The sequence below is a fragment of the Onishia niordana genome (assembly GCF_004798965.1).
Lineage (GTDB): Bacteria > Pseudomonadota > Gammaproteobacteria > Pseudomonadales > Halomonadaceae > Onishia > Onishia niordana.
Window position 1 is genome coordinate 12,733 of the sequence record NZ_SDSD01000001.1, and the last position, 22,483, is coordinate 35,215.

Sequence of the window (22,483 nt, forward strand, 5' to 3'; positions counted from 1 at the left end):
AGAATTACATGGCCAACAACGTCGATGTCACCACCGCCAATTTCGAGCAGGAAGTTCTCAAGTCCGACAAGCCGGTACTGCTGAAGTTCTGGGCACCTTGGTGCGGCCCCTGCAAGATGATGGCACCGGTAGTGGACGAAGTCGCCGATGAGCGTGCCGACAATGTGAAGGTCGTGAGCGTGAACGTAGACGATGCGCCCGATATTGCCTCTGAGCACGGCGTGCGCGGTGTTCCCACCGTGATGCTATTCAAGTCTGGCGCCAAGGTGGCCTCGCTGGTAGGAGCTCAGTCCAAGTCTCAGCTAGCGCAGTTTCTCGATCAGAACGCCTGATCGCGGGCCAAGCCCTACCGTCTGATCCTCAACGCCCTGGCCTTGCCGGGGCGTTGGCGTTTGGATACCTGGTTTCAATCTGGGTAGCTGATTTCGTGTGCTTTCACCAAACGCCGCCTTTTTCAGTCTCATCCTTAGGAGCTACTCCCTGACGCAATATTCATGAGTCGACCGATGAGGCCTTTTTTTCTTCTTGCGGCACCACCGGGCGCTCGTGCCCCGGCCCTAGCAGACGAGCCATCCAGCGGGTCTGAGGGTGACTATCGAGCGCAATTTTCAGCGTCATCGTCAACAACACGGACAGCAACAACCCCGCCGTTCCTAGTATCCAGCCCCAGACCACCAGCGACAGGAAAGCCACGAAGGTCGACAGACCCAGCGCTCTCCCCATCACTCTCGGCTCGACAAGGTTCCCCATCACAAAATTGATGCCGAGAAAGCTCCCCGCCAGTAGCGCCGCCGGAAATATCCCGCCCTGAGGCGACACCAGCAATAATAGTACTGGCGGAATCGCCGCCAATACTGAGCCGATGTTGGGAATATAATTGAGCCCAAAGGCCAGCGTTGCCCATAGCAGCGGAAAATCGACGCCGAGTATCTTGCAAGACAGCCATACCAGCACGCCCGTCACCAGACTGATAAGCGTCTTGACTGCCAGATACCGCTTGAGGGTCAGGCTGAACTCATTGAAACGCTGCAAGCTTGGTGCCGGATTCATCAACGCCTGGGACACTTTCTGCCGAAAGTTGAGGGTCTCGAAGAGCAGGAAGATGACCAGCAGCGCCACGATGAGGCTTTGCATCAAGATGTTGCCGACTTCTCCCAGCAGCGCCGGAATCAACTGGGTCGCCTTGGTCGGGTCCAGCCATTCGGAGAAACGCTCGGGACGAATCGACACCCCCATGCCCGCCAGCCAGTTGAGAATACTCAGGTAATGATCATAGAGTTGTGACTCAAGCCCAGGCAGTGCCTCGGTAAAGGTCGTCACGCTATTGACCAACAACAGACCGAGTAGACTCAGTAGCAAGCCAATCACCATCAAGGTCAGCCACACCGACAACCGCAAACCGACCCCGAGACGGTGCAGCCAGTGCACCGGTGATGTGCATATCACGGCGATGAAAAGCGACAGCAGAAGGGGGACCAACAGACTAGAGCCTAGCTTCATGCCACCGATAATGACCACCAGGGCAGCCAGCGCCAGCGTCAGATTGAGCGGAATGGTCCTTGCCGCCTCGTCGAGATCCTCGTCGTTCATGGGCCCTTCCCTGGAATCGCGTATGCTGAATGATGAATGAAGTTTACCGACTCGCCACACCCTTTACACAATCGTTGGGTAAAATGTCGCTCAAACTACACGGAGGTTGCATGTTTTCTCTATTAGCCAAGCAAACCCTGACAGGCCAGCATTCACTGCGCCAGCGGCTGTCTCAACATCGAAGCTCACCTATGGCGGTTGGCGTAAGCCTGCTGCTGGCGGCGTGCCTATCAATCAGCGCCACCGCCGAAGCCCAGCAACCGGCTGCTCAGCAGTCACTTGAGCGACGACTCGAAGTCTCGGCTCAGCATACGCTTGACGTCGCTCCGGACATGGCCACTCTGAACGCTCGGCTGTGGGAACGCACCCCGGCGCGCGCCACCGATGCGGCACGCGAGGCCGACCCAGAGGCACTCAAGGAAGCCCGCGCGCGGTTGGAGGACCGCATGGGCAAGCTGATTCGCGCCCTTGAACAGCAAGGCCTAGCCCGAGAGGCCATTCAGGCAGGCTCACTGTCCGTGCAACCGAACTACGTACAAGGCCCCGTCAATGCTGAGGGTCAGCCTGAGCGACAAGTACGCACCCAACTGACGCGCCCCATCACCTTGACCCTTGATGATCTCGATGCCCTGCCCGACCTTCTCGATGCCTTGACCCATGCAGGCGTCGACTCCCTGGACGGCGTTAGCTATGACCTCAAGGATCGCCGCGCGGCAAGCGATAAGGCGCTTGCGCTCGCCATCGACCGGGCCAAGGACAAGGCGGCGCTGATGGCCGAGCGCCTGGATATCAATCTCGGGCGTGTACTGCTGGTTCAGGAAACTCAAATGCCGCGTTTCCAGCCACAGATGATGATGCGAAGCGCCGACGCTGCATCCAAGGAGATGACCTCGGAGTATCGCCCGGGCCAGATCGAGATAGAGGCCGAGGTGGCGATTCACTGGACCATCGCAGACACGCCATGACGTGATCAAACGTCCGAACGCCCGAGCGCAGAAGGCCCCGACGGATAATCCGTCGGGGCCTTTGCAGTCTGATCATCGGCGAGGCAAGACGTACCTCAGGAGAAATCACCTGTCCAGAGGTGGGCGAACGACATCTAACGCCCTCAGGCGTTGATCACCTCGACCCCTCCCATATAGGGACGCAGCGCTTCCGGTACCAGGATCGAGCCGTCGGCCTGCTGATTGTTCTCGAGCACCGCCAGCAGGCAGCGACCCACGGCCAGCCCCGAGCCGTTGAGCGTGTGCAGTAGCTGCGGTTTCTTCTGGTCCGGATGACGGAAACGTGCCTGCATGCGCCGCGCCTGGAAGTCCTCGCAGTTGGAGACCGAAGAAATCTCCCGGTAGGTATCCTGGCTCGGCAGCCACACTTCCAGATCGTAGGTCTTGGTCGCCCCGAAACCCATGTCGCCCGTGCACAAGGTCACAACACGATACGGCAGCTCCAGTGCCTGCAAGAGTGCCTCGGCATGACCGCGCATTTCCTCGAGCGTCTCGTAGCTCTTGTCTGGCTCGACCATCTGCACCATCTCAACCTTGTCGAACTGGTGCTGGCGAATCATGCCTCGGGTGTCGCGTCCATGAGAGCCGGCCTCACTACGAAAGCACGGCGTATGTGCCGTCAGGCGAACCGGAAGCGCCTTGTAATCGAGAATCTCGTCCCTGGCAAAGTTGGTCAGCGGCACCTCGGCCGTGGGAATCAGGTAGTAGTCCTGCTCCCCTTCAAGACGGAAGAGGTCTTCACCAAACTTGGGCAGCTGACCGGTGCCGGTGAGTGAATCAGCATTGACCATGTAGGGCACATAACACTCTTCATAGCCATGTACCTCGGTCTGGGTATCGAGCATGAACTGCGCCAGGGCCCGATGCAGCCGGGCGATCGGGCCACGCATCACCGCAAAGCGAGAACCGGTGAGCTTTGAGGCCATGTCGAAATCCAGATAGCCAAGCTTGGCGCCCAGGTCGACGTGGTCCTTGACGTCAAAGTCAAACTCACGCGTCGAGCCCCACCGGTGCAGCTCGACGTTGTCGTCTTCACTTGCGCCTTCCGGCACGCTCTCGTGAGGCAGGTTCGGCAGGGACGCGACCATGGCGTCCCACTCTTCCTGCAAGCTCGCCAGGGCTTTCTTGGCCTGATCCAGGCGATCGCCCAGGTCACTTACCTCGGCCAGCAGCGGCGCTATGTCCTGACCCTCGGCCTTGGCCTTGCCAATCGCCTTGGAACGCGTGTTGCGCTCACTCTGCAGCTGTTCGGTCTGCGTCTGCAGCTCACGACGCCTGGACTCCAGGGACTCGAGCTGAGCGGTATCGAGGGTAAAGCCACGCTTGGCCAGTCGTTGGGCAACCTGGTCGAGGTCACCACGCAGCAGTTTTGGATCGAGCATGGAATCCTGTCCGTCACAGTCAATGAAAGGGCAATGTCGCCAGCAGGCGCCCATTGTAGGGAAAAGCCACTGCTTTCACCACGCCGGCGCCGGCGTGCACCTCCCGGCAGGCTGCGGTAAAGTGGTCATATCCCCTTATTACTGCCCTCGCCAGGACATCGATGGCGATGTCCGCCGGCCAGCGCAGCGATCCACGGTCTTATAGCGCCTCATGATTGCACAACTGGACAGCCTTGCTCGACTCGACGCCGACTACCTGCACTTTCTCAAGGCCCTGCGGGCCGAGGGATTCGACGGCGAGATCACCCCTGATTATGCCAACCGCACGGTGCTGGCCACCGACAACTCGATCTATCAGCGCCTGCCCCAGGCGGTGCTCTACCCCCGCCACGCCGAGGATCTAGAGCGCATCGCCCGCCTCGCCGGCCAGGAGACGCATCGCAAAATAGTGCTGACGCCTCGCGGCGGCGGCACCGGCACCAACGGCCAGTCGCTGACCGATGGCTTGGTGATCGATGTTTCGAAGCACATGAACGCCATTCTCGACATCGACGTAGAACGGCGCCAGGTGCGCGTGCAGGCAGGCGTGGTCAAGGACCAGCTCAATGCCGCCCTGAAGCCCCATGGGCTGTTCTTTGCCCCTGAGCTATCAACCTCCAACCGCGCGACCATCGGTGGCATGATCTCGACCGATGCCAGCGGCCAGGGTAGCTGCGAGTATGGCAAGACCCGTGATCACGTCCTCGAGCTCGACAGCGTACTGTTGGGCGGCGAGCGCCTTACCAGTCAACCACTCGACGCCAAGGCGCTCGAGGGGGCGTGCGAGCGTGACGATCGGGTCGGCGAGGTCCATCGTACGGCCCGCATGATCATCGACACTCAGGCCGGGCTGATTGAGGCCAAGTTCCCCAAGCTCAATCGCTGCCTGACCGGCTATGACCTGGCACACCTGTACACCGATGAGCACCAATTCGACCTCAACAGCGTATTGTGCGGTTCAGAGGGCTCGCTTGGCTTCCTCAACGAGGCCGTCCTCAATGTCCTGCCGATCCCCAAGCACTCGACGCTGGTCAATGTACGCTATTCGAGTTTCATGGATGCCCTGCGCGATGCCAAGGCGTTGATGGGCTCATCACAAGATCAGCCGCAGGCGCTCGACTCTTCATCAGACCAGCCGCAGGCGCTGCGCCCCACCTCCATAGAGACCGTCGACGACAAGGTGCTGGGCCTGGCGCAGCAGGACTTCGTGTGGGACAGCGTGGCGGAATTCTTCCCGGCCACCACTGGCGCGCTTAGGGCAGGCAATCATGAAGACCAGGCCGACGACCAAGCCGAAGACGGTACGGCGGTGGCGACGCGCATCGAAACATCGATTCGCGGCATCAATCTGATCGAGTTCAACGCCGATGATGCCGAGGCACTCGAGGCGCGCATCGCCGATTTCACCCGTCACCTGGAGGCGGACGATAGCGTCGAGCGGCTGGGCTACACCCTGGCCGAGGGCCATGAGCAGATCCAGCGCGTCTATGCGATGCGCAAGCGGGCAGTGGGCCTGCTCGGCAACGTCCAGGGCGAGAAGCGCCCGATTCCCTTCGTCGAAGACACTGCGGTGCCACCGGAGCATCTGGCCGACTATATCGCCGAATTCCGTGCCGTCCTCGACGCCCACGAACTTGCCTATGGCATGTTCGGCCACGTTGATGCCGGCGTGCTGCATGTGCGGCCGGCCATCGACATGAAGGACCCGGCCCAGGAGGCGCTGATCCGGAAGATTTCGGATGAGGTCGCCGAGCTGACCCACAAGTATCACGGTCTCTTGTGGGGCGAACACGGCAAGGGGGTGCGCTCCGAATACGCGCCCAAGTTCTTCGGCGAGCTCTATCCGAGCCTGCAACGGCTGAAGGCCGCCTTCGATCCGTATAACCAGCTCAATCCGGGCAAGATCGCCACCCCTCTCGCGGCAGAAGATGCTGAAGAGAAGGAGGCGGGCGACAGCGAGCAGACGGTGAAATGGGTCGATCCGGGGCTGCTGGCCATCGACGGGGTGCCAACACGAGGCCAGCACGATCGACAGATCGATGAGCGGGTCTGGCAGTCCCATGCCGCAGCGGTCTACTGCAACGGCAATGGCGCCTGCTACAACTACGATCCCGACGACGCCATGTGCCCGTCCTTTAAGGCGACCCGCGAGCGAGTCCAGTCGCCCAAGGGCCGCGCTAGCTTGATGCGGGAATGGCTACGCCTGCAGGGGCGCGCCGGCACCGATGTAGTGGAAGAGTCAAAACAGAAGAAAGCCGCGGGCCTTTGGGGCTTCGTCCGCGACTTCCCGGCCCGGGCCCGTAACACCTGGGCCAAGCGCCGCGGCGAGGAAGACTTTTCCCATGAGGTCTATGACGCCATGGCGGGCTGCCTGGCGTGCAAGTCCTGCGCTGGCCAATGCCCGATCAAGGTCAACGTGCCGGAATTTCGCTCCCAGTTCCTAGAGATCTATCACGGCCGCTATCTGCGTGCGCCACGGGATTACGTCATAGGCGGCCTGGAATTTGTCGTGCCCTATCTCGCGCCGCTAGCACCACTCTACAATGCAGCACTCAACAACCGCCTGGTGGATCGTCTGTTATCTGGCCCCATTGGCATGGTCGATAGCCCCAAGCTGTCCCGAGCGAGTCTAAAGAAGCAACTCAAGGCCTGGGGCGTGGCAGAGGCCACTCCGACGTCGCTTGGCCTGCTCACCGACACGCAAAAGGCCAACAGCGTGGTTCTGGTCCAGGACGCATTTACCAGCTACTTCGAATCCAAGCTGGTCATGGACGTAGTCGAATTACTGTCGCGGCTCGACGTTAAGGTCTTCGTCGCGCCCTTCTCCCCCAACGGCAAGCCGCTCAACGTGCAGGGTTTCCTCGGCGCCTTCGAGCGCACGGCAGAACGTCAGGCCAAGAAGCTCCAGAGCCTGGCAAGCTTCGGCGTGCCGCTGGTCGGTATCGACCCGGCGATGACGCTGACCTATCGCCAGGAATACATCAAAGCCCTGGGACCGGATGCGGTGCCCGAGGTATTGATGCTGCAGGAGTGGCTGGTGTCACTGGGCAAACGCCTCAAGCCCCGTGGCGTCACACTCAGCGATCCGGGGTTCAAGCTGCTCGCCCACTGCACCGAAAAGACCAACGCACCGGGCTCGCCCAAGGCCTGGCAGCAGGTCTTTGCCAGTTTCGGGCTGCAACTCGAGGTGCTGTCGAGCGGCTGCTGTGGCATGTCCGGTACCTACGGCCACGAGGCGCGAAACCTCGAGACCTCAAAAACCATCTATGCGCAGTCCTGGCAGCCCAAGGTGGAAGATTCCGACAACGCCGGCCGCCTGCTGGCGACCGGCTACTCCTGCCGCAGCCAGGCCAAGCGTCTGTCCGACACTGCGCTTGCTCACCCACTGCAAGGCCTGCTCGAAACGCTGCGCAGCGCCTGATAGCTAGGCCTACCCTGGCAGCACGGGTCGTGTCAGGGTAGGCCTATAGCAAGCCCCCATAAGTCCGGACAGCTCTGCAAGCTCAGACACGCGCATTCCCACAGCCCTGTAAGTCGTGAACACGACAGCCTTGGCATGACCTCGTGCGTATCATTGGGTTCAAAGCGAGCTAGCTGATGCGGGATCCCCTGTCTCCGAGTGAGGCGCTAGCGTCATTGTCACCAGAACACGTCGAACCCGATTAGGGTTTGCATGTGTCCTGCCACACAGATAGGCTTCGCGGCTTTCTGAAACTCACCGGAGCATCCTCATGGAGCATGCAGCCCTCCAACTGGCAGGCATCGGTCTCTTGGCGCTTATCTGCCAGTGGATCGCCTGGCAATTACGCTTGCCGGCCATCCTTACGCTGCTCGTCGCGGGCATCGCCGCAGGTCCTATCACGGGTGTGCTCGCCCCGGATGCCCTGCTCGGCGACCTGCTGTTTCCTCTGGTCTCACTGGCCGTCGCGGTGATTCTCTTCGAGGGCGCATTGACCCTGAGTTTCCGTGAGCTGGGGGGGCATGGCCGGACCGTGCGCCGATTAGTGACCTGGGGCGTGCTGGTGACAGGACTGATCGGCACGGCGGCTGCCTACCTGTTGCTGGGGTTATCCTGGCAAATGGCCAGCGTGCTTGGCGCATTACTGGTCGTCACCGGCCCTACCGTGGTGTTGCCGCTGCTGCAAACCCTGCGTGCCAAGGAGAACTTGACCCAGATCCTGCGCTGGGAGGGCATCCTGATTGACCCGGTGGGCGCTATCGGCGCTGTCCTTGTCTACGAGTTCGTGGCGCTGGGGGGGGCTGTCGATGCCGGTAATGCCGCCGCGCACACCCTATTGCTGTTCGGTAAGACAGCCATGATCGGCTTCGGACTGGGGATATCGGGTGGCTATCTGTGGGGGCTGGTACTCCGCCATAACTGGCTACCGCGCAAGCTGCACAGCTTCGGCACCCTGATGATGATGCTGACCCTCTACTCGGCCTCCAACACCCTGTTTCACGAATCGGGGCTGCTGACGGTGACCGTGATGGGTGTGTGGCTGGCCAACATGCGTGGCGTGCCCACCCAGCCCATCATTGAATTCAAGGAAACACTCTCGGTACTGCTGATATCGGGGCTATTCATCTTGCTTGCCGCGCGCCTGACGACCGATCAACTGTCGCTACTGACGTGGCCTGCCTGGGCCTTCCTGGCCGTACTGGTGGGTGTTGCACGCCCACTGACCGTCTGGCTATGCACCCTGGGCAGTGCACTCGATTGGCGCGAAAAGGCACTGCTGGCCTTCATATCGCCCCGCGGCATCGTCGCCGCCGCCGTCGCGTCACTATTCTCTCTGCGCCTTGAGAGCATGAACATGCCCGGCGCCGAGATGCTGGTACCAGTGACCTTCCTGGTGATCATCAGCACTGTGGTCATGCAAAGCCTGCTGGCTCGTCCCTTGGCCAACACACTGAAGCTGAGCCGCCCGACACCGCGAGGTTTTCTGATCATCGGCGCCAATCCCGTGGCCAGGGCCATTGCGGGTGCGCTTCAGGCAAAAGGCTTCAAGGTACTGCTCACCGACTACAGCTGGGATGCCGTACAGGAAGCCAGAGCAGTAGGGCTACCCGTCTATTACGGCGACCCTCTTTCGGAACACGCCGCCCAGCATCTGGAATTGACCGGTATCGGTCACCTGTTGCCACTGTCGCCCTATCGCGAACTCAATAACCTGGCGGCCCTGCACTTCGAGCACCATGTTGGTGTGGGCAGGGTCTACCGCCTGGCGGTCAAAGCCGGCAAGAAACCGCAGCCTCGACATGACCGGGCCCTGGGTCACCTGCCCATAGCCTTTGGTGAGGATGTGACGTTTGCCCGTCTGTCGAGCCTCATCGCGCGCGGGGCCAACATCGAGTATATGCCGATCACCAGCAACATGAAGATCGAGGACTACCGCGCCAAGCATCGTGATCGACTACTGCCGCTATTTGCTTTCATTCCCGGGGGACGCATCCGTCTTGCGACCTCTCATGAGACGTTCGTGCCGCGTAGCGGCGAGATCATGATCGGGCTTCCCTATGCAGACACCGGCAGCGAAGTCATGGAAGCGCAGCGCACTGAACGACGCCGGCGCCCCATCAACTGATACAGCAACCGCACCCACTGCTTGATACCCAACAAATGCAACAGGGCTGCCAATTGGCAGCCCTGTTACCTTCAGGCGCTTCACTGCGTCAGATGGCGCGCGTCATTGCGGCTGGATGACATACGCCGACGAGACGTAGCCGTGTCCGCGGCACAGCAGTGCATGACTGAAGCGATAATGTATGACTGAAGCGATCAGTAGAACATCGCTCGCAACGCTGCACCGGGGTCGTCTACGCGCATAAAGGCCTCGCCGACCAGAAAACCGTGTACCCCCTGCTCGCGCATTTTCGCCACATCCGCCCGCTCATGAATGCCGGACTCGGTGATCACCGTCACGCCCTCGGGAATTCGCTCGAGGAGCTCGAACGTCGTATCCAAACGCGTCTCGAAGGTATGCAGATCGCGGTTGTTGATCCCCACCAGCGCGAGATCCAGCGCCAGCGCACGCTGAAGCTCCTGCGCATCGTGAACCTCTACCAGCACATCCATGCCCAACGCGACCGCTTGATCATGCAGCGCCTTGAGGCGGACATCATCCAGGGCGGCGACGATCAGCAGGATGCAATCGGCACCGATGGCACGCGCCTCGACCACCTGGTAGCCATGGATAATGAAGTCCTTGCGAATCACCGGCAGCGCACAAGCGTCCTGCGCCTCGATCAGATAATCCTCGTGTCCCTGAAAGAAATCGGCATCGGTCAGCACCGAGAGACAGGCTGCCCCACCCTCTTCATAGGCGCGGGCGATGTCGGCGGGACGGAAGTCCTCGCGCATTACGCCTTTCGAGGGTGAGGCCTTCTTGACCTCGGCAATCACCGCCGGGTCACCGGCCGCAATGCGCGCATCCAGAGCAGCGATGAAACCACGCGGCGGGGCCTGGCGAGCCGCGAGCTCGTGAAGCGCCTCCTCGCTGACCGCCTGACGCCGCTCGGCGACCTCCTCGTCCTTACGCTTGAGAATGCGCGCCAGAATGGTCGGCAGGCTGCCCGTAGGCGGGGCACTTTGAGACGGGCCACCTTGAGACTGCGTATCTTGAGCTTGAGTCATGTCAGACGTTCCTACTTATTCAAAGGCCGTATCTACAAACGGCGGCCAGGTCACCAAACCGCATCAGGCCGCAAAGACCCGCGTGAAATCGGCAAGCTCCTTGAACTTCTCAGAGGGAAGCTTAGAGGCCTGTGCATCCTGAGCCATCAGCACGCCTTCCTTGAGGGTGTCAGCGATACCCGAGGCATAAAGGGCCGCACCGGCATTCAGGGCAACGATATCCGCCGCCGGCCCTTCACCAAGCAATGACTGCTTGACCAGCGACAGACTCTCTTCGGCCGTCGACACCTTGAGTGAATCCAGCGACTGACGCTGTATGCCGAAGTCCTCGGGGGCAATGGTGTACTCGGTGATCTCGCCGTCCTTCAACTCGGCCACATGAGTCGCGGACGCCAGGGAAATCTCGTCGAGACCATCCTCTGCATGGACCACCAGTACGTGCTTACTGCCCAGTCGCTTCAGCACCTCGGCCATCAACGGCAGAAGGTGAGCCGCATAGACACCTAGCAGCTGATTGGGAACACTGGCCGGATTGGTCAGCGGCCCGAGAATATTGAACAGCGTACGCACCCCCATCTCACGGCGTGGCCCCACCGCATAGCGCATGGCGGTGTGATGGTTCGGGGCGAACATGAAGCCCACCCCGACCTGATCGATGCAGCGCGCCACCTGGTCGGCGGCCAGATCGATATTGATACCGGCGGCGCCAAACAGGTCAGCACTGCCAGATGAAGAGGACACACCACGGTTGCCATGCTTGGCAACGTGCCCGCCAGCTGCGGCGACCACGAAGCTCGCCGCTGTCGAAATATTGAACAGGTTGGCGCCGTCTCCCCCTGTACCGACGATGTCGACGAGATTCTCGCCCTCAACATTCACCGGAATCATCAGCTCGCGCATCACCTGAGCGGCGGCGCTGATTTCAGCCGGGGTCTCGCCTTTCACGGAAAGTCCAACCAGGAATCCGCCGATCTGGGCGTCGGTGGCTTCGCCGGTCATGATGGCGTGCATCACACCATGCGTCTGTTCATAGCTCAGGCTCTGGCCGCGCATCACGGCGTCGATCGCCTCTCGCATCTGCATTGTTTTCTCCTCGCGATCCATGTCGTGGTGTGGCGATCAACGTTCAACCACGTTGCAGAAAGGTGGCCAGCAGTTCGTGGCCCTGACGGGTAAGAATGGACTCAGGGTGGAACTGTACCCCTTCAATATCCAGCGTCTTGTGACGCAGGCCCATGATCAGGCCCGGTGTGACGTCATCGTCATCGACCCAAGCGGTGATCTCCAGGCAGTCCGGCACGCTCTCTTCAGCCACTACTAGTGAATGATAGCGGGTCACCTCGAGGGGGTTCTCGAGTCCGGTAAACACGCCAGTATTCAGGTGGCGTACCTTGGAGGTCTTGCCATGCATCACCTGAGGGGCCCGTACCACCTGACCGCCGAATACCTGACCAATGGCCTGATGGCCAAGACAAATGCCGAGAATCGGCACGCGGCCGGCGAAATGGCGAATCACTTCAAGTGAAATACCGGCTTCGGTGGGCGTGCAAGGCCCCGGCGAAATCACGATATGGCTGGGCGCCATGGCCTCGATCTCTTCGATGGTGATCGCATCGTTGCGGTGGGTATCGACCTTCGCCCCAAGCTCGGCGAGGTACTGCACCACGTTGTAAGTAAAGCTGTCGTAATTGTCGATCATCAACACGGACATGGATCAATCTCCAACATTCGCCCGGACACGCCGGGCGATGGCAATCAGGCAAGGACGGTTCTTAGAAGACGTTCTTGGAGACAAAGCTCTGGCCAACCAGCCGCCTCAAGCCTCAATGACGAGGCTCGCGACCAGCGCCTATTGCGTACTTATTGCAAGTTATCCAGGCCGCGCTCGGCCATGGCGACCGCGCGGAACAGGGCTCGCCCCTTGTTGAGGGTCTCCTGCCACTCGAGTTCGGGTACCGAGTCGGCGACGACTCCGGCACCTGCCTGAACGTGCAACTGACCGTCCTTGATGACGGCGGTGCGAATGGCGATGGCAGTGTCCATGTTGCCGTGCCAGGAAAGATAGCCCACGGCACCGGAATAAATGCCTCGTTTGACCGGCTCTAGCTCGTCGATGATTTCCATGGCGCGGATCTTCGGCGCCCCGGAAAGCGTGCCGGCAGGAAAGGTAGCGCGCAGCACGTCCATCGCCGAGAAGCCCGGCTTCAACTGCCCGGTGACGTTGGACACGATATGCATGACATGAGAGTAGCGCTCCACGGCCATCTGATCCGTGACCTTGACCGTTCCCGTCTCGCTGATACGGCCGACATCGTTACGGCCCAGATCGATCAGCATCAGGTGCTCGGCGATCTCCTTGGGATCGGCCATCAGGTCAGCTTCCAGGGCCTGGTCTTCGGCTTCGGTGGCACCCCGCACCCGAGTCCCCGCAATCGGGCGCACGGTGACCTCGCCATCTTCCAGGCGCGTCAGGATTTCAGGCGACGACCCCACGACATGATGATCATCAAGATTGAAGAAGAACATGTAGGGAGAAGGGTTAAGGCTGCGCAGCGCACGGTACAGGTCAAGCGGCGGCGCCTGGTAAGGAATCGACATCCGCTGCGAGGGTACGCACTGCATGACGTCGCCGGCCAGCACGTACTCCTTGATCTTCTCAACGGCGGCCTTGAACCCATCCTCGGTGAAGCCCGAGTTGAAATGGCCTTCTTCAACCGCGCGTCCGCCCGTACCAGGGCTCTGGGTGGTGATGGTGTTGCTGCGCAGCCGAATCTCGAGGCTTTCGAGCCGCTCGCAGGCCTTGGGGTATGCGTCCTCGATGGCCGGGTCGGCATGGGTCCAGAGCGTCAGACGGCCGGAAAGGTTGTCAAAGACCACCAATTCATCGCAGACCATCAGCAAGATATCCGGCACCCCCAGGGGATCGGGCTTATCGACGCCGGCAAGACGCGGCTCGGCGTAGCGCACGGTGTCGTAGCCGAAGTAGCCGACCAGGCCGCCGTCAAAGCGAGGCTGATCATCCAGACGCGGTACCTTGAAGCGCTGCTGGAATTGCTCGATCCAGGCAAGGGGGTCCTCGACCCGGCTCGCGCCCAGTACCTCATCATCCTTGAGGTGGCGCACTTCATAACCGCGTACTTCGATACGCTCACTGCTGGGCAGCCCAATGATCGAATAGCGCCCCCATTTCTCGCCGCCCTGCACCGACTCGAGCAGGAAGGTCCAGGGCACATTGGCCAGCTTCAGATAGGTAGAAAGCGGGGTGTCGAGGTCGGCAAGCACCTCGCGGGTCACCGGAATTCGGTTGTAGCCGGCAGAGGCCAGCTCATCGAAACGTTCGAGGGTCATCATGCCCGGCATTTCCTTCAAGAATGAATCACTTAAGCGTGGAGTCTTACATAGAGGCGCAGATACCGCACTAACCAGCAGTCAGCGGTGTGCGCCGGACGAGGCCGGCATCACCATCGCCAACGCTTGACGTCACGCATCAGGCCAGCGAGACCCGGGAAAAGTGCATCTTGAAGTGAATGACGGGTGTCCGGCGTCATGAGGGAATCCGTAATAGCAGGATTTTATCGATTGGGCGATTTTTATAGTGCAATGACAAAATCACACTAAACGAGTTCAGTAAGCGATTCAACTACCGCATCTGGCGCGCTGTCACTTACCGATTCGCCATGATTATACCCATAAGGCACCGCAAGAGTACGAAATCCGGCTCGCTTGCCTGCCTCGATATCATGGCGGGAATCACCGACCATCAAACAGGCCTTTGGCGACACGCCAAAATGAGCTGCTGCATGTAACAGGGGAGCGGGATTTGGCTTCTTCTCATCCAGAGAATCGCCACCAAGGCACAAGCCGAAACACTCCGTGAGCGCAAAATGCGCAAGGATCGGTGCGATGAAGGCTTCGGGCTTATTCGTGATTAACGTCAGTGACACCCCCTGAGTAAGCAGGCCATCAAGCGCTTCTCGGACACCGGGATACAGCTTGGTGCGCGCCACAGGGGAAGCCCGGTAATGGAGAAGGAAACGTTCATGGCACGCCTCGACCTCACTCTTCTCGGGCAACCGGTTCAATGCTTCGCCAAGCGCTCGCTCGACCAATAGGCGGGAGCCGTTGCCAACCCAGTCGCGCACCCGCGCCACACCAACAGGCGCCAGCCCCTGATCCACGAGAGCGGCATCCACTGCCACGGCCAGATCAGGCACGGAATCGATCAGAGTGCCATCCAGGTCAAAAGCCACCATTTCAATGTCGCGAATAAGGGGATGCATAACGCTTCCTTCTCATCAAGGTGTTCGTAGGGCAATGTCACTCAAGATCCAGTTTATGCATGTAATATTACGACAAAACATGACCAAAACTCTCTCCTGGCCGTAGGCAGACGTCGAGCAGAGGCATATCCTAGGCGTCAGCCATCGCCGCATCAGGTGTCTAGCCTTGGAAATCTCGGGTGAGCGTTACCTCGTGTTTTCCATGATTGGGCTTACCTGGCCAGGGCGATCATTACGCTTCTCAATCTTTCCATTCATCAACGCAACGGAGTTTTTCATGTCTCTACCGCGTATCGTGGTGGTCGGCGGTGGCGCCGGCGGGCTCGAACTGGTGACCCGGCTGGGTCACAAACTCGGCAAGCGCCGGCGCGCCGAAATCGTACTTGTGGACCGTAACTCTACCCATATCTGGAAACCGCTGCTGCATGAAGTCGCCACCGGGGTTCTCGATTCAGGCCTCGACGAAGTCTCCTATCAGGGGCATTCGAAAGCGCATGGTTACCGCTTTCAACGCGGCACCCTGAGCGCCCTGGACCGGGGTGAAAAAAAGCTGACACTGGCGCCGATTATCGATGACGACGGCGAGACGGTGGTCCTGCCCTCCCGTGAGCTGGACTACGATTACCTGGTGATGTCACTGGGTAGTGTCTCCAATGATTTCGGCACGCCAGGCGTCGCCGAGCATGCCCACTTCCTCGATAGCCCGCACCAGGCAGAAGCCTTTCGTCACGACATGCTGAATACCTTCCTGCGCTACAGCGATCCGGAACGGCGAATTCATCCCAAACTGTCCGTCGGGATTGTCGGCGCTGGCGCAACCGGCGTGGAGTTAGCCGCCGAGCTATACGGCGCTTCGAAGATGCTCAACAGTTACGGCTTCACCTCGCTTGAAAGCACGCAGCTCGAAGTCCATCTGATCGAAGCGGCCCCACGGATCCTGCCAGCCCTGCCGGAGCGTATCAGCCAGGCCGTTAGAAGCGAACTCGAGCGGCTTGGTGTCAATATCCACGTGGATACCAAAGTGACCTGCGCCGACGAAGAAGGCTTCATGACCTCCGATGGCACGCGGATCGAGACCGACCTCAATGTCTGGGCAGCCGGCATCAAGGCTCCCGCTTTTCTCTCGGAACTGGGACTCTCCACGCAAAGTAACCATCAACTCAAGGTCGAACGCACCCTGCAGAGTCTCGATGACCCGCATATCTTCGCCTTCGGCGATTGCGCCAGCTGCCCCCAGGAAGGCGGTAGTACGGTGCCGCCTCGGGCTCAGGCCGCTCACCAGCAGGCCGGCACCCTCTATCGCAATCTGTTGGCTACCCTTGAGGGCAAGCCGCTCAAGCATTTCACCTATCACGATCGCGGATCGTTGATCTCACTTGCTCACTTTGACGCCGTGGGCTCGTTGATGCGGGGGGCCTCGGCTCGATCGCTCTTCATCGAGGGGCGCCTTGCCAAGGTCTTCTATGCCTCGCTCTACCGCATGCACCAGCTGGCCATCCACGGCACCGTCAAGACCGGCATGACCGTGGTTGTCGACGGCATCAATCGCTTTTTGAAGCCAAAGATGAAGCTGCACTGAGTCACAAGCGCCAGGCCGCCAAGCGGCATCAAAACGACAAGGCCGCCGATGATCTCGGCGGCCTTGTCGTTATCGCGCTAGTACTGCGATCGCCATGAGTCTTACAAGCGGCCCTGCCCGCTCTGCTGCTCTTCATGGTGATAGACGTGCACGTCTCGCTGCGGGAAGGGAATGCTGATGCCTTCGGCGTCGAAGCGCCGCTTGATCTCTTCCGTCATTTCCCAGTACACATCCCAGTAATCGCTGGCCTTGACCCAGGGCCGCACGATCCAGTTGACACTGGAATCCATCATCGCATTCATACGGATATTGGGCGCCGGCGCTTCAAGGACTCGGGTATCGTTCGCGACCACTTCTTCCAGCACCCGGCGCACAGTATCGATATTGGCGTCGTAACCGACGCTCGCCACCAGGTCGACCCGGCGAGTGTCATGCGAGGAGTAATTGGTGATCGCACTGTTCATCATCTGACCGTTGGGCACGATGATCTTGCGGTTATCGCCCGTCTTGAGCTCGGTAGTAAAGATCTGTACGTCATCGATCACCCCGGCTACCCCTCCGGCCTCGACGTAATCCCCGATCTTGTACGGCCGGAAGATAATCACCAGCACACCGGCGGCGAAGTTGGCAAGCGAGCCCTGTAGCGCCAGACCAACGGCCAATCCGGCAGCACCCAGCACCGCAATCAAGGAAGTGGTCTGGATACCTAACTGGCTGATGGCCGCCAGCACTACCACGATCAGCAACAACGTTCGCAGGATATTACCCAGGAACTTGATCAACAGCGGCTCGATCCTGGCCCGCTCCATGGCCCTGGTGCTTAGACGATGCACCACTGACGCCACCCAGCGACCGATCACGAAGATGGCGAGAGCCGCCACCAGATCGATAGCAAAGCCAGCACCGGTGGTCTGTAGGTAGGTGATAAGGGCATCCATTTCCATAGCGGTTCCTCAACGAGTCGGGCGGCATGCATGCCGCCGGGGTTGGTCAGTTCTCAGTGATCAGGCATCGGCGACATGGTACCGCCAAGAGGCTTAGCAACCTCTTCGCTGCCGGCCGGTTCATCCCTTTATAGAGCACCGCAGCCATTATGGCAGCGTTTGCGGTACTCAATCTGTATCAGTGCAGCCTGGGCATCGCGCCTCGAGCCAGGCGCGCTTGCCCGCCGGCGACAGACGCTTGACCTGAGCTTCGAGGCGTAACGCATCTCCACGCGCCCCGACGGCCTCGTGGTGAAGAAGCGTCAGTGGCCCCTTGCCACGCAGCGCCTTGGCGCCACGGACACCCTCGCTGTGCTCGGCGAAGCGCCTCACCACATCGGTGGTAATGCCGGTATAAAGGTGCCCGGCCGCCGTCTTGAGCATATAGAGATGCCAGCAGGGAGAGGCCGTCATGCTGCTCAGGCCTTCGCCAGCTCATCACGGAAGGCCTGCATCACACTGTCATAACGGTTTGGGTCTTCGTCGTTGCGACCCTTGAACACGGCAGAACCGGCGACGAAGGTGTCGGCCCCGGCTCGGGCAATCTCAGCGATATTTTCGACTTTCACGCCCCCATCAATTTCCAGACGAATCGGGCGGCCGCTGGCATCGATACGCCGGCGAACATCACGCAGCTTATCGAGTGTGCCCGGAATGAACGACTGTCCGCCGAATCCTGGATTGACACTCATCAATAGAATCATGTCGACCTTGTCCATCACGTAATCGAGATAGGACAACGGTGTTGCCGGATTGAATACCAGCCCGGCCTGGCATCCTCCGTCGCGGATCATCGCCAGCGACCGGTCGATATGATCGGACGCTTCCGGGTGGAAGGTGATATAGCTGGCACCGGCATCGATGAAGTCGCCAATCAACTGGTCGACCGGGCGCACCATCAGGTGGGCGTCAATCGGGGCGGTAACGCCATGCTTGCGCAGCGCCTCGCAGACCATGGGACCAATGGTCAGGTTGGGCACGTAGTGATTGTCCATGACGTCGAAATGCACGATGTCGGCGCCGGAGGCCAATACATTGTCGACCTCCTCCCCGAGACGGGCGAAGTCGGCTGAAAGGATCGAGGGTGCGATCTTGAAGTCTGGCATTGCGTCGCTCATGGGCAGGGCAGGCTCCTGTTAGGAAGAGGGGGTGACAGGGAAAAGGTCGCCATTCTAGCAGAACGCAAAGCGCCAGCATCCCGGTGCGCCACTCATGGAAGAATCAACCACCCCTTCACATGGCTTTTCCTTGCAGCCCTTTCACAAAGCAACAATAGTGAAATAGCCCATCACCAAGGAGACGGTCATGCCCCAGATCCACATTCGTCGCTCGCTGGCCCTTGGCCTGCTGGCTGGTAGTCTATCGTTCGCACCCAGCACCTTCGCGCAGGAAGCGATTCTCGAGGGTGCACGCTTCCACCCGGAAGTTGGCACCCAGGGAATGGTGGCCACCAGCCATTTCCTGGCCTCTCAGGTCTCCCATGACGTACTGGCGGCGGGCGGCAATGCCGTGGATGCTGCCGTCAGTGCCGGCTTCGCTCTGGCCGTCACCCAGCCACGCTCAGGCAATATTGGTGGCGGCGGTTTCATGCTGATCTCGGATGAATCGAGCGGCGAGGTCATCGCCATTGATTATCGTGAGATGGCGCCGTCTGCGGCCACCGAGACCATGTTCCAGGACGCTGATGGTGACCCCGTCACCGAACGCTCGCGCTTCACGCATCTGGCAGCCGGGGTGCCCGGCACCGTTGCAGGCCTGGCCATGGCCTTGGAAAAATATGGAACCATGAGCCTTGCCGAGGCATTGGCGCCCGCCATCGAACTGGCCAACAATGGCTTCCCGCTTCCTCAGCGCTTTGTCGACGGCATACATGATGCGCGCATGACCTTCGAGCCCTGGGCCGCATCAAGGGCGAAATTCTTCAAGGCTGATGGCAGCCCTTATCAGGTCGGCGAAACCTTCCGTCAGCCGGATCTTGCCGCCACCCTCAAGCGCATCGCCACCGAGGGGGCCCGGGAGTTCTATGAAGGCGAGACTGCCAGACTGATCGTCTCCGAGATGGAGGCCCATAACGGCCTGATTACCATGGACGATCTGGCCAACTATCAGCCGGTCATTCGCGAGCCAAGTCACGGCACTTATCGTGGCCACGACATCTACGCCATGAGCCCACCCTCCTCCGGCGGCGCCCATATCGTGCAGATGCTCAATATCCTTGAGGACTACGACATCGGCGCCATGGGCTTCAATTCAGCCGACACCATTCACGTGATGGCCGAGGCCATGAAACGCGCCTACGCGGACCGCTCCGAGTATCTGGGCGATACCGACTTCGTCGAGGTGCCTCTCGAGGGCATCACCTCGAAGGCCTACGCTGATGAATTGCGCAAGGGCATCAGCATGGACAAGGCGACGCCCAGTGACAGCCTGGCGCCGGGTAACCCGCTACCCTATGAATCCAACGAGACGACCCACTTCTCGATTGCCGACGGCAATGGCCTGGCGGTATCCAACACCTACACCATCAATTTCAGCTACGGTTCGGGGATCGTCGTCGATGGCGCCGGCTTCTTGCTCAATAATGAAATGGACGATTTCTCGGCCAAGCCCGGCGTACCCAATGCCTACGGGCTAATCGGCGGCGAGGCCAACAAGGTCGAGCCAGGGAAGCGCATGCTCTCTTCGATGACCCCGACGATCGTCAAGAAGGATGGCAAAAACTACTTGATCACCGGCAGCCCCGGCGGCTCACGGATCATCACCACCACCCTTCAGGTGTTGATGAACGTCATCGATCACGACATGAACATCCAGACAGCGGTCAGCGTACCGCGCATCCACCATCAATGGTTGCCCGACGAGATTCGCATTGAGGATGGCATCAGCCCGGATACGATCGAGCTGCTTGAGGCTAAGGGCCATGTGATCAGCCAACAGGACGCTATGGGGGCTGCGCAGTCGATCCTGATTCGCCAGGGAGACTACTTCGGCGGTGCTGACCCGCGGCGCTCGACCTCTTCTGCCATGGGGCTCTAACATTCCACACAGCTTTGCTCTTACCCACGGCCCGGCATTGCCGGGCCGTTTCATTTCTCCGTTGCGCTCAGGTGCTCATGCCCACCCTGATTCTCGCCATCGCCGAGCTGTTTGGTACCGCATTATGGTTCACTCCCAACGCCGTCCTGCCAGATCTGATGGCGCTATGGACACTGACACCGGCCGATCTCGGCTGGTTGACCGGCGCCGTTCAAGGCGGTTTTCTGCTCGGCACCCTGATCATCGGCCTCAGCGGGCTTGCCGACCGCGTCGATGCCAGCCGGCTGTTCGCCGCCTGCTGCCTGCTCGGCGCCCTCTCCAATGCCCTGCTGCCGCTGGCTGGGGGGCTCCAAGGCGCCGTAACGCTCAGGGTCATCACCGGCATGTGTCTGGCGGGCATCTATCCGGTGGGCATGAAGCTGATGGTCGGCTGGATGCCGGGGCGCAGCGGCGTGGGTCTGGCCTGGCTGGTCGGCATGCTGGTATTGGGGACCGCCCTGCCCCACGGCCTGCGCGGCCTCACCGCTCTCGATGAGATCACCCTGTCCTGGCGAGGTGGCATCTGGAGCGCCTCGCTGCTGGCTGTGCTGGGTGGCATCATGGTATGGCGGCTGGGCGAGGCGCCATGTCAGACCCGTGCCACTCCCGTTCGAGGCTTGCGCCTGGCAGGGCTGTCAGCTTTCCGGATCCGTCATTTCCGTCATGCTGCAGGCGCCTACTTCGGCCACATGTGGGAGCTCTATACCCTCTGGGCCTTACTGCCCCTGCTTCTCGCGACCCGCTTTCCATCCCTGGGTACCGCCGAGCTTGCCTTCGCCTCCTTCGCACTGATCGCTATCGGCGGCCCCTGCTGCTGGATTGGCGGTGCCTTCAGTGCACGCTTGGGCAGCCGACGAGTGGCACAGTTCGCTCTGGCGGGCTCAAGCCTGTGCTGTGCGCTCTATCCACTGTTGAGCGAGCTGCCAGCGACGGGGCTAGTCGCGTTCCTGGCGCTGTGGAGTGCGCTGGCAGTGGTCGACTCACCGCAATTCTCGGCGCTCTCGGCCCATGCCTGTCCCGCCAGTATCGTCGGCAGCGCCCTGACCATGCAGAACGCCATCGGCTTTGCGATTTCCATGTTGTCGCTACTGACCTTGATCCCACTCTGGCAGACCACCGGCCCTTGGATTGCCTGGCTGATGCTGCCGGGGCCGATCATCGGCTTGTGGTGTCTGCATGGGTATACTCGGCGGCAAGACACCGCACCCTCCACAACATAAGGCTCCTTATCATGAGACACCCATTGAGCGATGAGACACGCCACCACGCTTCCCGGGCGCCCAGGTTAGCTTTCTTGCTGCACAGCCTGATGCTGGGCCTACTCCTGCTGGCGATGACCGGCTGCGCCAGTAGCCCGCACTATGTTCAGGCCACCCCTAAGGTCAGCGGCAACCTGCCCGCGAGCGGCAGTGGCCAGGCAGTAACACTGACCGTGGTCGATGGTCGTGAAAGTGCCCTCCTGGGGAGTCGCAGTGGCGCCACCATGAGTACGGACACCATTACCCTCGAGAGCGGCGATGTACTGCCCGAGCTCCAGGCGCAGGCGGATTATGCCCTGCGTCAGATGGGGTTCACGCCTACCGATGAAGCAAGCGCCCAGCGCCCGAGCCTGACACTGACACTCAAGCGTCTTGACTATGCGCGGGGCAATCGCCAACCACTGCTCGGTGAAGCAGAGCTCGAGGCGGTGTTCGAGGCCGAGGCCCACAATGGCGGCGAAAGCTATGTCGGCCGCTATACCTCGCGGCGCAACCAGTCCTATGCGCTGCGCCCAAGCCTTGAAGAGAACACCCAGATGATCAACGAACTGCTGAGCGACGGCCTCGACCGATCATTCAGTGACCCGGCCCTTGGCCAGTTGCTGGCCCGCTGAAGCACCGCGTCCTGTCTGTAATAATCGAAGAGATCCGTCACTTG

The 22,483-nt window shown here is 60.5% G+C and carries 18 protein-coding genes; 8 read left to right on the forward strand and 10 right to left on the reverse strand.

From position 1 onward, the window contains the following. Positions 1-8 precede the first annotated feature (8 nt). Positions 9-332: a thioredoxin gene (gene trxA / locus ETC27_RS00050; RefSeq protein ID WP_136252959.1), complete on the forward strand. Its 324-nt coding sequence runs from the start codon at positions 9-11 to the stop codon at positions 330-332. A gap of 160 nt (positions 333-492) precedes the next feature. On the opposite strand, the gene ETC27_RS00055 is transcribed toward trxA, so the two are convergent. Then, entirely contained in the window at positions 493-1,590 is a 1,098-nt protein-coding gene (locus ETC27_RS00055; protein WP_136252960.1) for an AI-2E family transporter, read from the reverse strand. Positions 1,591-1,700: 110 nt separating this feature from the next. Here ETC27_RS00055 and ETC27_RS00060 point away from each other — a divergent pair, with 110 nt between their 5' ends. After that, complete coding sequence (locus ETC27_RS00060) at positions 1,701-2,555, forward strand: SIMPL domain-containing protein (protein ID WP_240724739.1); 855 nt, start codon at positions 1,701-1,703, stop codon at positions 2,553-2,555. Positions 2,556-2,698: 143 nt separating this feature from the next. On the opposite strand, the gene serS is transcribed toward ETC27_RS00060, so the two are convergent. Next, positions 2,699-3,976, reverse strand: a complete 1,278-nt coding sequence (gene serS, locus ETC27_RS00065) for a serine--tRNA ligase (RefSeq protein WP_136252961.1) — start codon at positions 3,974-3,976, stop codon at positions 2,699-2,701. A gap of 211 nt (positions 3,977-4,187) precedes the next feature. Between serS and ydiJ the strand changes: the two genes are divergently transcribed. Continuing rightward, complete coding sequence (ydiJ, locus tag ETC27_RS00070; protein ID WP_136252962.1) at positions 4,188-7,436, forward strand: D-2-hydroxyglutarate dehydrogenase YdiJ; 3,249 nt, start codon at positions 4,188-4,190, stop codon at positions 7,434-7,436. Between the two features lie 310 nt (positions 7,437-7,746). After that, positions 7,747-9,600, forward strand: coding sequence for a cation:proton antiporter (locus ETC27_RS00075; RefSeq protein WP_136252963.1), 1,854 nt, complete (start codon positions 7,747-7,749; stop codon positions 9,598-9,600). Between the two features lie 194 nt (positions 9,601-9,794). Here ETC27_RS00075 and trpC read toward each other — a convergent pair whose 3' ends face one another. The 5 genes from trpC to ETC27_RS00100 form a co-directional block, all read right to left on the reverse strand. Then, a complete protein-coding gene (trpC, locus tag ETC27_RS00080; RefSeq protein WP_136252964.1) occupies positions 9,795-10,649 on the reverse strand; it encodes an indole-3-glycerol phosphate synthase TrpC in 855 nt (284 codons plus the stop codon). Between the two features lie 63 nt (positions 10,650-10,712). Further along, positions 10,713-11,732, reverse strand: a complete 1,020-nt coding sequence (trpD, locus tag ETC27_RS00085) for an anthranilate phosphoribosyltransferase (protein WP_136252965.1) — start codon at positions 11,730-11,732, stop codon at positions 10,713-10,715. Positions 11,733-11,775: 43 nt separating this feature from the next. Then, positions 11,776-12,360, reverse strand: coding sequence for an anthranilate synthase component II (locus tag ETC27_RS00090; protein WP_136252966.1), 585 nt, complete (start codon positions 12,358-12,360; stop codon positions 11,776-11,778). Between the two features lie 149 nt (positions 12,361-12,509). Next, on the reverse strand, positions 12,510-13,997 hold the full coding sequence (gene trpE / locus ETC27_RS00095; protein ID WP_136253688.1) for an anthranilate synthase component I: 1,488 nt from the start codon (positions 13,995-13,997) through the stop codon (positions 12,510-12,512). Positions 13,998-14,263: 266 nt separating this feature from the next. Further along, entirely contained in the window at positions 14,264-14,929 is a 666-nt protein-coding gene (locus ETC27_RS00100; protein WP_136252967.1) for a phosphoglycolate phosphatase, read from the reverse strand. A 277-nt stretch (positions 14,930-15,206) separates the two neighbouring features. Between ETC27_RS00100 and ETC27_RS00105 the strand changes: the two genes are divergently transcribed. Further along, the gene (locus ETC27_RS00105; protein ID WP_136252968.1) at positions 15,207-16,508 is read left to right on the forward strand and encodes an NAD(P)/FAD-dependent oxidoreductase; all 1,302 of its coding nucleotides are present in this window, start codon (positions 15,207-15,209) and stop codon (positions 16,506-16,508) included. 101 nt (positions 16,509-16,609) lie between these two features. Here the strand turns inward: ETC27_RS00105 and ETC27_RS00110 are convergent, their stop codons facing one another. The 3 genes from ETC27_RS00110 to rpe form a co-directional block, all read right to left on the reverse strand. Next, positions 16,610-17,452 carry a mechanosensitive ion channel family protein gene (locus tag ETC27_RS00110; RefSeq protein ID WP_136252969.1) on the reverse strand — a complete coding sequence of 281 codons (843 nt, stop codon included), beginning with the start codon at positions 17,450-17,452 and terminating at the stop codon, positions 16,610-16,612. A gap of 168 nt (positions 17,453-17,620) precedes the next feature. Next, on the reverse strand, positions 17,621-17,905 hold the full coding sequence (locus tag ETC27_RS00115) for a GIY-YIG nuclease family protein (RefSeq protein WP_136252970.1): 285 nt from the start codon (positions 17,903-17,905) through the stop codon (positions 17,621-17,623). Positions 17,906-17,910: 5 nt separating this feature from the next. After that, positions 17,911-18,609: a ribulose-phosphate 3-epimerase gene (gene rpe / locus ETC27_RS00120; protein WP_136252971.1), complete on the reverse strand. Its 699-nt coding sequence runs from the start codon at positions 18,607-18,609 to the stop codon at positions 17,911-17,913. A 187-nt stretch (positions 18,610-18,796) separates the two neighbouring features. Here rpe and ggt point away from each other — a divergent pair, with 187 nt between their 5' ends. The 3 genes from ggt to ETC27_RS00135 all read left to right on the forward strand — a co-directional run bounded on the left by ggt (position 18,797) and on the right by ETC27_RS00135 (position 22,439). Beyond that, a complete protein-coding gene (ggt, locus tag ETC27_RS00125; RefSeq protein WP_136252972.1) occupies positions 18,797-20,527 on the forward strand; it encodes a gamma-glutamyltransferase in 1,731 nt (576 codons plus the stop codon). A gap of 77 nt (positions 20,528-20,604) precedes the next feature. Then, on the forward strand, positions 20,605-21,786 hold the full coding sequence (locus ETC27_RS00130) for an MFS transporter (RefSeq protein ID WP_136252973.1): 1,182 nt from the start codon (positions 20,605-20,607) through the stop codon (positions 21,784-21,786). 23 nt (positions 21,787-21,809) lie between these two features. After that, positions 21,810-22,439, forward strand: coding sequence for a YajG family lipoprotein (locus ETC27_RS00135; RefSeq protein ID WP_306462149.1), 630 nt, complete (start codon positions 21,810-21,812; stop codon positions 22,437-22,439). The last annotated feature ends 44 nt before the right edge of the window (positions 22,440-22,483 follow it).